The sequence below is a fragment of the Neobacillus soli NBRC 102451 genome (assembly GCF_001591665.1).
Classification (GTDB): Bacteria; Bacillota; Bacilli; order Bacillales; family Cytobacillaceae; genus Neobacillus; species Neobacillus soli.
Window position 1 is genome coordinate 52,916 of the sequence record NZ_BCVI01000019.1, and the last position, 12,588, is coordinate 65,503.

The window sequence follows — 12,588 nt, forward strand, 5'->3', positions numbered from 1 at the left end:
AACCTACAAATTTCTACATTCCCCTAACCTATTTTTCAATATTATTACCTTGGGAATTCGAAGGCAAAGCGATATTCCGACCGATTTTTCCAAACCGGCATTTTACTCCTTTACGGATGTCTTTCACTAATCTATATCTAGTAATTTCTACATTCATATTAATCTATTTTTTAGTGAAAAACCGTCATAATTATTACAAAAAAATGATAAATTCCAAAGTTTGGAAATAACTTGTATTTCATCGTAAATATAGAAAAAACCGAAGAATTTAATTCTTCGGCATGGCTGGTTCCTCGTCCTCTTTGAACTTATCCAGTATCGTTATTGTATCAACCAGATGATTATTAAAAATTTGCCGTGCTACGGCCAATAGTTCAATAATCATCTGGTCCTTCAAAGTGTAAATAACCTTATTTCCCTCCTTCGTTCCTGAGACAATATTTTTCGCTCGTAAAATGGTTAATTGCTGTGACACTGCCGACCCTTCACTGCCGACAAGGGTTTGAATTTCGTTAACATTCTTATCCCCTTCTGCCAGCAGCTCCAAAATGCGGATTCTCAATGGATGTGCTAATGCTTTGAAGAAATCCGCCTTAAATTGCTGCATTTCTAAATTCAAATCGTTCACTTCCTTGTTTTATCTAAAAGGTTGCAGTTAATTTTGCCTTGCCTCCATCCACCGCCTCAGCGGCAGACAGTTTTTTACATTCCCTAAAGGCAAAATGCTTACAACCAAGGCATTTATTTTTGTTAATCTGTGTAAGTCCATAGTGTATGGCGTCTCCTGTATGTTCAAAAAAATGTTCCCGACCGATGGTTTCATATAAACCTGTCTTTTTAAGAACACTTTCGGGTTGCACATTCAATCCTGATATCATTACTATACCATTTTTTGAAAAATGGTTCACAATGCTCGTAAGAATCGCTTCGCCGGTCATATCCATTAGCGGTACCTTACTCATCCGCAATAATAGAATCCTTGGACGATAGTTAATCGTGCTCATAATTGTCTTTTCAAATGTTTGCGCGGCACCGAAAAACAACGGACCTTCCACATTAAAAATACTAATTTGCGGACAATCATGTGTATCCGTGACCATCCCCGTCTCCACTTTTCCCTGCCGGTGTTCCGGATTAGGCAAGGCCTTCGAGGTCTTCGTCACATCACTCATCCGTTTTACAAACAAGATGGCTGACAGGACTAAACCAACTTCAACTGCCGTTGTTAAGTTGATAAAAACCGTTAAAAAGAACGTAACTGCTAATACGAGAGAATCCGTCGATCTGGTTTTTAAAATATGAGCAAATACCTTTCGTTCGCTCATATTCCAGGCAACGACCATCAAGATTGGTGCCATACTTGCCAGCGGTATATACGAAGCTTTTGGAGCAAAGAAGAGCAGGACAAGCAGGACAACTACGCCATGAATGATACCAGAAAAAGGTGAAACTGCTCCATTTTTTATATTCGTTGCTGTACGGGCTAATGCACCTGTCGCCGGAATCCCGCCAAATAATGGGGTAATCATGTTGGCAATTCCTTGACCAATCAGCTCCTTATTACTGTTGTGTCGACTATTTGTCATCCCATCTGCCACTACTGCAGAAAGAAGAGATTCAATTCCACCGAGCATGGCAATAACGAAGGCTGGTTTCAAAAGTTTAATAATGATATCCAGGTTTATATTTGGTATATAAAGCTGTGGTAAAGTGCTCGAAATTTCCCCATAAGCCGTGCCGATTGTTGCCACATGACCTGGGTAAAATATGGTGGCAGCAAGTGTTGATAACATTAATCCGATAAGTGGGCCTGGGACTTTTGGAGCCACCTTCGGAGTTAAGATCACTGTGATGAAACAAATTCCAGCGGTAATGAGACTATAAATATTAGTCGAATTGAGATTCACAATAATTTCCTTGATATTAAGAATAAATTCCTCGTGCTTTTTAATTCCCGTCAAACCTAGGAAACTAGCTATTTGCCCCGCAAAGATGGTCACAGCAATCCCCGCAGTAAACCCAATGGTTACCGGTCTTGGAATCCATTTAATGAGCGAACCAAGTTTAAAAATACCCATAAGTGTCAAAATAATTCCCGCCAGAAATCCAGCGATCAAGAGATTTTCATAGCCGTACGTTATCACAATCCCGAACAAAATCGGAATAAACGCTCCGGTTGGACCGCCAATTTGGTACTTTGATCCACCGAATAAAGAAATGAGAATCCCGGCAACAATGGTCGTATAGATTCCATACTCTGGCTTCACTCCTGAAGCAATCGCAAACGCCATCCCAAGCGGAATCGCGATTACACCGACAATCAATCCTGACAGGAGGTCCTTAGGTACGCTCCTTAAGGAATAATTATGGAATCTTTTATCAATAAACATATACACCCTTCTTATCTATTTATTTTTCTATATCTGATTATTTGAATATAGGATAATTATGAATAATAATCAAGGGTTTTATTCAAAAAAATTCACTTGTTTTTTCTTCTATTATCGTGTTATAATAACCAAGCGATGAGCTGAGTTGTGTAAGTCGAGAAACATTCCTTTATTGGAGCACTATGTGGATGGTGGTTTTTCGCCTCAATACGCAGGAGACGTCTGTATATATACAGACGTCTTTTTTATTTTTATTTTATTAAAAATAGCACCTTTTCCCTGAATTTTTTATAATAAGGATAGGCGGAAATTTTTTATAAAGTGGAGGGATTGCGATGAATAACCACGAAATCGATTTTAAAATTTATGGAGACGACATGCAGTTTGTTGAAGTCGAACTAGATCCGAAAGAGACAGTTATTGCCGAAGCAGGAAGTTTCATGATGATGGACTACGACATACATATGGAGACCATTTTTGGTGATGGCAGTGGTAATAGTGCTGGCAGCGGAATAATGGGCAAATTGTTAAGTGCCGGTAAGCGGGTTATTACTGGTGAAAGCTTATTCATGACCACATTTACGAATAACGGAATCGGTAAGAAACGTGTTTCGTTTGCCTCTCCTTACCCTGGAAAAATTATTCCGATGGATTTAACCCAAGTTGGCGGAAAAATCATCTGTCAAAAAGATGCCTTCTTAGCTGCGGCAAAAGGGGTTTCCATTGGCATTGAATTCCAAAAGAAACTCGGGGTCGGCTTCTTCGGCGGCGAAGGATTTATCATGCAAAAGCTTGAAGGAGACGGGATGTGCTTCGTTCACGCCGGGGGAACCATTACGAGGAAAGAACTCCTTCCAGGTCAAACCTTACTTGTTGATACAGGCTGTTTGGTCGCCATGACAAGCAATGTTAATTATAATATTGAGTTTGTCAAAGGGATAAAAACAGCCATGTTCGGAGGAGAAGGCTTGTTTTTCGCTACGTTGCGAGGCCCTGGGTCTGTGTGGATCCAATCGCTTCCATTCAGCAGGCTGGCGAGCCGGGTCTTTGCTGCTGCACCATCGCGGGGCGGAGCAAAGGACGAAGGCAGCGTTGCTAGAGGAATTTTTGATATGTTTAGTGGGGACTAATCGGGTTATCTTTTATAGTTGAACAATTAAGAAGCAGAAGCTGTTTTAGGCTCCTGCTTTTTATTGTGATGTCAGAATGAAATTCATTCAACAAACTAAAGCTTATGGACAAATTCAAATAACCCCCGATTAACATAAGAATTGGATTTAACTACCGAATCCTCGTTCCTCTTTTTTCCGACTACAAATCCATGTAAATTATCTTCTAATTCTTTCTTGATCATATTCACAATTACAATTACCACAAAAAACCCTACCACGGGACTCAAGATCGACCAGGGGGCAAGGGTAAATTCGCTAAAATTCTGCCCAATTAAACCTGCCCATTCATTGGATAAGGTTGCCGGCTTAGGTGGTGGATCATCATATCCAAACACCCCTGCCCGATTGCGCCCGCCAAGAAACATTCCAAACAGGCCAAGCTGCATCGTAATGTGGAGCGTACTAATAATCTGCTGGACGGTAAATAAAATACCGTAAGAACGGAAATAGGGCATCAATTGTTTTCTTGCAATATGGAATTTGCTCGCACCCATCAAGTAAGAGCTTTGCACAAAGGATGTTTTTAATAATTCATCTGTTACATCTGAAGCAAATAGTGTAACCGAAGGAAAGCCGATAAAAACAAGAATGAAAATTTGATAGAATACGATTGAAGAAATGGAAGCATCACTAAAACCTCCAACGATTGGCAGCATTAATATAAAACCAATCAGGATGGACGGGATGTATCGAAAGGGTAGAAAAAAGTCTTTAACATAACTTTTTAAAAATGGCGCCCATAGCGATAGAAAGACCCCAAAGATGCCTCCAAAAAGGACTCTTAATAAGGCAACTCCAAATGCCGTTATTAACGTAAACTTTGCTCCGTATAGTAATAGCCAGTGCATATCCTCCCCGTTTCTATTGGTTCCCAGCCAATGATTTCCTGAAGGAGGAAACGGAGCCCTGCCAAGGATATCACCTTGTTCATTTTTAAGTAGTACCTGATGATTATAATCTTTCGGTCCGAAATAGGGATAAAAAATACTCAACAATAAGAGGAAAAGAAGTAAACTGGACCCTATGATGGTTTTTTTATACTTTCTCATATACTCACTTCCTCTTTCCCTTTTATAAGCTTAGAAATCAGCCATCCTACGGTTTCAATCATTAATAATGGGAGGGTTAACATAAGTAAACATACAGTAAGCGAAGCGAAATCTTCTCCCATAAAAATGATTTTTAGAAATTGCTGATTAAATCCATTAATATTAAAGATAAATTCTGCCAGATAAATATTGGATAGTAACACCCAAACAATAGTCCTTAATTGGAGAATAATTAGCGGAAAGATGTTACGCATTATATGTACAAGTATGATTCTTATGCGGCCAATTCCTTTTGCTTTCAGATAAAGTATATAGGGCTGACCTTGTTCATCGGTAATGGTTTTGATTAGAAATTGCAACAATAAGAAAAGCGGTAAGAAGGAGACCGTCATGATTGGGACAAAATATGGTTTTTTACCAAATAAACCATAGAGCTGTAAGAACTTTAATCCCGTTGTTTTATAAAGGGTAATAACAAAAAACATAAATAAAAAAATGACGAGTAAATCCGGAACCCCTTCGAAAAAATTGACCATACTTTTTAGGCGACTTCTTACTTTTAGCGGCGCAAGCATAATCAAAACGGCAAAGACCATGGCAAGAACCATGACCATTATTAAACTGACAAGTAGAATCGTCATCGTATATTGATAGCTTACCAATATATCCAACTCTTTAAAAAACTCCAGATACCTTTCGTCTTTTATATTTATTAAGACAAGAAAATCTGATTTCACATGTTCCCAAAAGGCAATAAAATTTACTTTCACGGAATCCTTTTCTATTCCCCAAAAGAATGGCACATTAAATACAAATAGGAAACCTGAGAGGACCAGTCCTATTCTAATAATTAAACGCGATAATCGTTTCATTGCTTCCTCCAGAAAAATTTATATAGTAGAAAATTCTGTCATTCCCTTTTTACCATTTAATTAGTATTTTTGCAATATTCCTATTTTATTTGATTGCGAAGAAAAAGCATGCAGTCTTCCTGCATGCTAAAACTCATTATTTATATCAAGCTTTTTAAGTTCTGCAAACGCCTTCTCTCTTTTTAAATTATACGATTGCCATGAATGGCTCATTGTAATTGCTTCCTTTTGCTGCTCTAGTAAAATAGGTTGTAATTCCGGTATATTTTTATCCGTTTCATATAGTTCGATTAATCCAAGCACTCCGGTATATGATAAGCTATTTAGATATTGTACATCGATTTTTGCACTGTTCTCATAGCGGTTCATATTTTCCTTCACGACAATTTTATCCAAATCGATGACGGTTATCGTTGTGTAATATAGTAATGAAGCGAGAAAATAAAAGTGGAATAAGGAAAGTTTTTCAACCCAAATTTTCACCAAAGTATACGTAAAAATAACAACTAAGAAAATCATAAATGAGTGAACGAGCACCCTCGTGAAGCTAAATCCATAGGCATCCTCATACATGCCTAATCGTAAAAATGCGGAGCCAAGCATCACTGAGCTAGATAAGACGAGAATAGTCAAAAGGATTTGCATCAATCGTTTCATACCATTTTTCCCCTGCTCCACGCAAGTTAAGACAACAATGGTAATCGACAAATTGATTAAGGTGACAAACAATAGCTCAAAAAATCCTTTTCGCGCGTACTCGGCGTAGGTAAAATCCCCTTGTAATGTGCCGCTAAAGAAATACTTAAATTGTACAAGTGTAAATAAAATATAGACTATATTGATTAATATTAGAACGGTTATCGTTATGATGGAGTCAATCTTCGGGAACGCTTGTAAATTCTCTTGCTGCTTGATGACCTTTACTTGTTTTTTAATCAGGGTTTGCATAATCCCAAAGAAAGCTGCCATACAGAATAGGATGACAATCAATCTTAATATACTTTCAGCGTCTACTACTCGGAACCAATTTGGTATACCTCCAACCAAACGTTCAAATTGACTATCTGCCGTCATTAAGAGCCTCAATACAACAGTGAGAACTGGAATTGAGATGACAACCCCAATCATTACTTTTTTCCAAATTAAGAATTTGTCTTCGTCTACACCACCTTTTAAGCCTTTACCAAACAAGAATGCAAAAGCAGCATTATATTTCATTGCATCTAAGAGCCTTGAAAATAAATAGGAAACAAAGACTGGCTGATTCCAACGGAGATTTTTCGGGCTTGTAACCAACACAAGATGAAAAAGGACCAGGCTAGGTATTACAAGGATGTTTAACACATAAAAAAGAATGTTATCATTTAAGAAATAACTTGCCGACAAAAGCCAAATACAACAAATCACAAGATAACCGAAGCGCTGATGGGAGTAAGAGAAGCGCCGAAAGCGCCAAAAGAATACCATATAAAATGCCATGATAAACACAAGATAGGAAATTCCAATTTGGCCACGGAAAAACGATTCCTCGGCTAAAATCCCGAGCAGCAGACATAAGAATAAAAAGAGCCAATCCAATTTACCAATTTTTGTTTCCATATTCATCCCTCTTTTGTATAGAATTTCTATATATATAGTTTTACTAGGTATCAATGCAAAAAAAACTGCTCATATCGATGCTTTCCTCCCCCAGCGATAGCCAATCCAGCTGACTGGATAGAGGATAATTGTAAAAAAGATACAAGCAATAATAAATGTTTTTGTTAATAATGGAGCAAACCATGAATGCGGTATGATGTGAAAAACCGTTAGGATCATTAATAGTAAATTTGGAATGAGCGAGAGTAAGAACGTTTTTCTAAGGAGCGCTCTTCCGCCATGACCAAACCCTTTTCCGATTTCGTATCCGAGTAACGCCCAAAAAAATAAATACAAAAAGGCAATTAAGGTTGGAATGGCCGTCAAGTAATTCCAAATGGTCGAAAGCCATTCCCACTGATAAAGATTATGGGCAAGCGTTAATATGCTGCCTCCCCCGAAAAAGAGAACATTTAAAAGAATAAACAGCCATTTCATATTGCTTGGGGTAACGGATAACTCTTCATTCCACGCTTCCGCAATCTCTTCAGGACTGCCCAGCCTTTCAATAAGACGGTCCATAACCGCATTCTCATCCTGACAATCAAAGGATTCAATCAGAATCTCATCGATATGCGACTCATATTCACGGATAATATTCTCCAGGTCAGTTTGATTTCTCAGTCCCTTTGCCAGTTCTTCAAGAAACTTATTCTTCGGCCGTTCCATGCTTCGATCTCCCTATCACCTTGTTCATTACTTTAACAAAATCCTGCCATTCACGCGTTTTTTCGTCTAATAGCTCTTTGCCCGCTTTTGTGATTTTGTAATACTTACGGGCTGGTCCTTTTTCTTGCTCAACCCAGTAGCATTCAATGTACTCCTGTTTTTCTAGCTTATGAAGTGCCGGGTATAAGGTCCCTTCTTTTACGCTCAAACCATTATCACTGCGCTTTTCAAGCTCTTTTACTAATTCATAACCATACATATCGCGCTCGTTTAATAATTGGAGTAAGATTAGCGATGTACTGCCTTTGACCAATTCACGGTTAAACATTTTATCACCTACCTAGGAATATTAGGTACATAGAAATTCTACAATGCTTTTATGGGTTTGTAAAGGGTTAATGGAGATTTTTTTTAAAAGACTTTTTTTCAAAAAAATAGTGACGATTTTTCTATCGCCACAGCTTTTCCACTATCCTATTTTATTTTTGGATTGTTTTTTTGTATCTGAATGAATTGATCACGCTCGCCGCCATCAGATAATTCCTCTGAAAACTCATGTATCGCTTGGCTTCCTAATAGTTCCCCCGCCTTGATTGTTTTCGGCGGTAAATTATTATTGGGAGCAGCTTGCTCATTCCATTTTCCCATAAAAATCACCTCCATATTAGTATGGAGAAGTTTGTTTTACTTTATCCGCAAAAAAAAAACGCTCAATCCAAGCGTTTTTGTTAGAGCATTTAAACAATACTATTTTGTGAACACTTTTTGAATATATCCGCCAATTTTTTTTGCATCATTGTAGAATATTTTGCGCATTAAACGCAAAAATGCTCTTTCCACAAAAGTGGAAAGAGCATTTTTCACGACAATACTTTTTGTATTTTCTTGAATGCCCAATCAATCTCATCTTTTGAAATAATCAGTGGCGGAGCAAAGCGAATGACAGTATCGTGTGTTTCCTTGCACAATAACCCTTCGTCTTTTAATTGCTCACAAAATGGTCTGGCTTCTTCAGTTAATTCTACACCAATAAACAAACCTTTTCCTCGTACATCCTTAATCAACGGATTGGTAATGGTTTTTAACAGTTCAAGAAAATACTTTCCAAGTTCAAGAGATTGTTCTGCAAGATTTTCTTCTTCAATAACTTCTAAAGCCGCGAGGGATACTGCGCACGCAAGCGGGTTTCCGCCGAAAGTTGAACCGTGCGACCCTGGATTAAATACGCCTAACACATCGGAATTGGCAGCAACACAGGAAATTGGGAATACCCCTCCGCCAAGTGCTTTCCCTAATATCAGCATATCAGGCTCAATTTCTTCCCATTCATAGGCAAACATCTTTCCAGTTCGTGCCAAACCAACTTGAATCTCATCAGCAATAAACAATACATTCTTCTCTTTACACACTTCAGACGCTCGCTTCAAAAATCCTTCTGGCGGTAAAATAATTCCTGCCTCTCCTTGTATCGGCTCAATTAAAAATGCTGCTGTATTTGGTGTGATTGCAGCATTTAATGCCTCAAGATCACCATAGGGAATTAACTTGATTCCTGGAAGCATCGGTCCAAAGCCGCGCTTATATTCAGGATCAGATGATAAAGACACCGCACCCATTGTACGGCCATGAAAATTACCAATACAAGCAATAACCTCCGCTTGATTATCCGCAATACCTTTCACATCATAACCCCAGCGGCGTGCTGCTTTAAGGGCTGTTTCCACTGCTTCTGCCCCGGTATTCATTGGCAGTGCCATATTCTTATTAGTTAGTTTACAGATTTTTTCATACCAAATGCCCAGCTGATCATTGTGAAATGCACGGGAAGTAAGGGTAACTCTGCCCGCCTGATCAACCAGAGCCTGAATAATTTTAGGATGACGGTGTCCTTGATTAACCGCTGAATAGGCACTGAGCATATCCATGTAGCGATTCCCCTCTGGACTTTCCACCCACACTCCTTCTGCTTTCGCAATAACAATTGGGAGCGGATGGTAGTTATTTGCACCAAATTTATTTGTTTGCTCAATAATTTCCGTTGTATTTGTTGTTACTGTCATTATGTTTTCCTCCTTTATTATAAAAAACCTTTAATAAGTAAATAGGCTCTTGCTTAATATTATGCAAGTTTCGTGCCAACAATAGATTTTGCACACTAAAAGGTTTTACTAACAATTTTGGCGCCATAAAATTTTGCGGAATTTGAGATTTTTTTCATAATAGTGCAAAATTATTTTGCGTTATTAAGTTTTTTCTGGTTAAATAGGTGGAAATGAGATAAAACAAGGGGTAGGAACTTACCGTGGAAAATACAAATAAAGCAATCCATTATTTACAATATATTAACGGGATGTACAAACGAATTTTGGATAAAATTGATGTGGGTGTCCATGCAGTTGATGAGACTGGAAAAACCATTATCTATAACAAAAAAATGATGCAAATGGAATCAATGGATATTCAAGATGTCATCAATAAAAACTTATTGGATGTGTTTATGTTTAAGGATGACCAATCTAGTACACTCGTCAAAGCGTTACAAGATGGAAATGAAACAAGCAATGTAAAGCAAACCTATTTCAATAACAAAGGTCACGAAATTACGACGATTAACAATACAATCCCTATTTATCATGACGATAAACTCCAAGGCGCTGTTGAGATTGCCAAGGATGTAACGAAATTGGAACGACTATTGAAGGAAAATCTCAACAATAAAGGAACTAGATTTACTTTTGATAATATTATTGGAAAGAGTCAGACAATTTTAGACGTCATTGAGGGAGCTAAACGAGCGACCCGAACCTCCTCTTATGTATTAATAGTTGGGGAAACAGGGACGGGGAAAGAACTTTTTGCCCAGAGTATTCATAATGGCAGCAATCGGTTATCTGCCCCGTTCATATCGCAAAACTGTGCAGCACTTCCCGATAATTTAATAGAGAGTCTCCTTTTCGGTACAAAACGGGGTGCCTTTACGGGTGCTGTGGATACCATCGGCTTATTTGAACAGGCAAATGGCGGAACCTTGCTTCTTGATGAAATTAACTCTTTAAATTTAAATCTTCAAGCAAAATTGCTTCGTGTCCTTCAGGAAAAAACGATTCGACGAGTAGGCGATACCAAGGATACCCCGATTGATGTCCGGGTCATTGCCAACATGAATGAAGATCCCATTGATGCAATTGCCAATAATCGTTTGCGTAAAGACCTATATTATCGCCTTGGAGTCGTAACCATATTTATTCCTCCATTAAGAGAACGAATAGAGGATATTCCGATTTTAATCGAACACTTTATTGAAAAATATAATGAGCGGTTTAACATGAATGTAATGCGCTTATCCGAAGAAGTTAGACAATCCTTCTTCGAGTATGATTGGCATGGAAATGTTCGAGAGCTGGAGCACATTATTGAAGCTGCGATGAACATTATGATGGATGAAGAAGTAATCAGGTACAACCATTTACCGTACCATTATCGAAGCAAAATGCAGATAAAGGAAAGAATGATTCCACTTTCAACTGTTGATACCTTCATAACGGAAAATTCAGATGCAGCCGTCCCGCTAAAAGATCAAATGGAGTTATTTGAAAAGTCCTATATTAAATATGTTTTAAATAAAAATAATTTCAATATTTCCCGGTCTGCTAATTTACTTGGATTAAGCCGCCAAAGCTTACAGTACAGAATGAAGAAATTAAAGATAGACACTAAAAATAGATTTGAAGATGCATAATAATTCCATTTCTCATCCATACTAAGAAAAAACGATGAGGTGAAGAAAATGGGACTACTCAACTCATTTAACCAATGGAAAGAGACAAGGTATCAAAATCATGTCACAACCATGAAAGATCAAGGCAAATGTCCTGATTGTCAGGGTCGAGGCTATACGGTATACCCTTATAATGAATTTGCGTACTTTAATTCATTTGAATGCCCCGGATGTTCAGGCAGCGGTCATTATACGGATTGGGAAGATATGAGGTAATTTTTTTGAAAGTCAGATATCCCTTCTATTAAAATTTAATTTAAACAAAAATCCCTTCATCATCTGTTCAATGAAGGGTTTTTTGCAGGATCAAATGAAGCCTTTCTCCTCAGCAAGCTTAACTTCTTTTTCCAAACCTTCAGGTAACTGTCCGGAATGTAATGCCTGATGCAATTCTTCATTGGAAACTGCTGCCCCATTGTTTACGATTGCAGAGGACAAGGCCTTAAATGCATCTGTAAATTCTCCATCTGGTTGGAACTCTAAATCGCTTTTTAGCTTTTGATGGAGATATTCCTCGTGGATTATTGTCTTATGTTCTTCACGTAAGGCAATCGCAGCAGCAAGAAAATCATATTTTGCCTTCATTAGCTTATACTTTTGTTTCGTTATTTCGACGGTTAATTCTTTTTCAAATTTTCCCTTTATTTCTTTTTGCTTCGCTAGTACTTTTCTTAAATTATTTTTTTCGTATTGCTCTATTTCCTCAAGCTTTTTGCTAATATAGACCAATGCTTCATCCTTAGACACCTGTTCTTTCTTTGTCTGTTCATCAAGATGGTCTTCTCCCTGGGCAACTTTTTGAATAATCCCATCCACTGCATCAAATCTCTTTTTTATTTCTTCATATTCCATAAGCATATTTTCTTTTATCAGTTTGTAGCTTTCTTTGATGCTATCTGCTTCCTCGTTATACTTTTGCATCATTTCCGTATATTTTTTGTTACCCACTTTTTCGTTCCCCTTTCGCAAACTTAATTATCAAGGCTGGCTCCACCCAATACATTTAAAATATGCAGGTTC

At 37.9% G+C, this 12,588-nt stretch carries 12 protein-coding genes; 2 read left to right on the top strand and 10 right to left on the bottom strand.

Annotated features, from left to right (window positions below; genetic code table 11):
• Nucleotides 1-268: 268 nt before the first annotated feature.
• The gene (locus BSO02S_RS07875; protein WP_066065000.1) at nt 269-619 is read right to left on the bottom strand and encodes an ArsR/SmtB family transcription factor; all 351 of its coding nucleotides are present in this window, start codon (nt 617-619) and stop codon (nt 269-271) included.
• A 22-nt stretch (nt 620-641) separates the two neighbouring features.
• On the bottom strand, nt 642-2,390 hold the full coding sequence (locus BSO02S_RS07880) for a SulP family inorganic anion transporter (protein ID WP_066065003.1): 1,749 nt from the start codon (nt 2,388-2,390) through the stop codon (nt 642-644).
• A gap of 335 nt (nt 2,391-2,725) precedes the next feature.
• Between BSO02S_RS07880 and BSO02S_RS07885 the strand changes: the two genes are divergently transcribed.
• Nucleotides 2,726-3,520 (top strand): TIGR00266 family protein, encoded by a 795-nt coding sequence (locus tag BSO02S_RS07885; RefSeq protein ID WP_066065006.1) that lies wholly within the window; start codon nt 2,726-2,728, stop codon nt 3,518-3,520.
• 95 nt (nt 3,521-3,615) lie between these two features.
• Here BSO02S_RS07885 and BSO02S_RS07890 read toward each other — a convergent pair whose 3' ends face one another.
• The 7 genes from BSO02S_RS07890 to BSO02S_RS07915 form a co-directional block, all read right to left on the bottom strand.
• The gene (locus BSO02S_RS07890; RefSeq protein ID WP_066065011.1) at nt 3,616-4,611 is read right to left on the bottom strand and encodes a hypothetical protein; all 996 of its coding nucleotides are present in this window, start codon (nt 4,609-4,611) and stop codon (nt 3,616-3,618) included.
• Complete coding sequence (locus BSO02S_RS07895) at nt 4,608-5,483, bottom strand: ABC transporter permease subunit (protein ID WP_066065014.1); 876 nt, start codon at nt 5,481-5,483, stop codon at nt 4,608-4,610. The genes BSO02S_RS07890 and BSO02S_RS07895 overlap by 4 nt, the downstream gene beginning before the upstream one ends.
• A gap of 126 nt (nt 5,484-5,609) precedes the next feature.
• A complete protein-coding gene (locus BSO02S_RS07900; protein ID WP_066065017.1) occupies nt 5,610-7,082 on the bottom strand; it encodes a DUF4153 domain-containing protein in 1,473 nt (490 codons plus the stop codon).
• Nucleotides 7,083-7,151: 69 nt separating this feature from the next.
• Entirely contained in the window at nt 7,152-7,790 is a 639-nt protein-coding gene (locus tag BSO02S_RS07905) for an HAAS signaling domain-containing protein (RefSeq protein WP_066065018.1), read from the bottom strand.
• Entirely contained in the window at nt 7,771-8,118 is a 348-nt protein-coding gene (locus BSO02S_RS07910; protein ID WP_066065019.1) for a PadR family transcriptional regulator, read from the bottom strand. The genes BSO02S_RS07905 and BSO02S_RS07910 overlap by 20 nt, the downstream gene beginning before the upstream one ends.
• Before the next feature lie 146 nt (nt 8,119-8,264).
• Nucleotides 8,265-8,438 (bottom strand): hypothetical protein, encoded by a 174-nt coding sequence (locus BSO02S_RS27485; protein WP_169802730.1) that lies wholly within the window; start codon nt 8,436-8,438, stop codon nt 8,265-8,267.
• A gap of 212 nt (nt 8,439-8,650) precedes the next feature.
• Nucleotides 8,651-9,850 carry an ornithine--oxo-acid transaminase gene (locus BSO02S_RS07915; protein WP_066065021.1) on the bottom strand — a complete coding sequence of 400 codons (1,200 nt, stop codon included), beginning with the start codon at nt 9,848-9,850 and terminating at the stop codon, nt 8,651-8,653.
• Nucleotides 9,851-10,140: 290 nt separating this feature from the next.
• Here BSO02S_RS07915 and BSO02S_RS07920 point away from each other — a divergent pair, with 290 nt between their 5' ends.
• On the top strand, nt 10,141-11,529 hold the full coding sequence (locus BSO02S_RS07920; protein ID WP_066065246.1) for a sigma-54 interaction domain-containing protein: 1,389 nt from the start codon (nt 10,141-10,143) through the stop codon (nt 11,527-11,529).
• A gap of 345 nt (nt 11,530-11,874) precedes the next feature.
• Here the strand turns inward: BSO02S_RS07920 and BSO02S_RS07930 are convergent, their stop codons facing one another.
• The gene (locus tag BSO02S_RS07930) at nt 11,875-12,516 is read right to left on the bottom strand and encodes a hypothetical protein (RefSeq protein ID WP_066065025.1); all 642 of its coding nucleotides are present in this window, start codon (nt 12,514-12,516) and stop codon (nt 11,875-11,877) included.
• Nucleotides 12,517-12,588: the final 72 nt, after the last annotated feature.

Bases quoted from the DNA above. Each gene is read 5' to 3' on its own strand.
- BSO02S_RS07880 (WP_066065003.1), bottom strand. From the start codon at position 2,390: ATGTTTATTGATAAAAGATTCCATAATTATTCCTTAAGGAGCGTACCT.
- BSO02S_RS07885 (WP_066065006.1), top strand. From the start codon at position 2,726: ATGAATAACCACGAAATCGATTTTAAAATTTATGGAGACGACATGCAG.
- BSO02S_RS07890 (WP_066065011.1), bottom strand. From the start codon at position 4,611: ATGAGAAAGTATAAAAAAACCATCATAGGGTCCAGTTTACTTCTTTTC.
- BSO02S_RS07895 (WP_066065014.1), bottom strand. From the start codon at position 5,483: ATGAAACGATTATCGCGTTTAATTATTAGAATAGGACTGGTCCTCTCA.
- BSO02S_RS07900 (WP_066065017.1), bottom strand. From the start codon at position 7,082: ATGGAAACAAAAATTGGTAAATTGGATTGGCTCTTTTTATTCTTATGT.
- BSO02S_RS07905 (WP_066065018.1), bottom strand. From the start codon at position 7,790: ATGGAACGGCCGAAGAATAAGTTTCTTGAAGAACTGGCAAAGGGACTG.
- BSO02S_RS07910 (WP_066065019.1), bottom strand. From the start codon at position 8,118: ATGTTTAACCGTGAATTGGTCAAAGGCAGTACATCGCTAATCTTACTC.
- BSO02S_RS27485 (WP_169802730.1), bottom strand. From the start codon at position 8,438: ATGGGAAAATGGAATGAGCAAGCTGCTCCCAATAATAATTTACCGCCG.
- BSO02S_RS07915 (WP_066065021.1), bottom strand. From the start codon at position 9,850: ATGACAGTAACAACAAATACAACGGAAATTATTGAGCAAACAAATAAA.
- BSO02S_RS07920 (WP_066065246.1), top strand. From the start codon at position 10,141: ATGTACAAACGAATTTTGGATAAAATTGATGTGGGTGTCCATGCAGTT.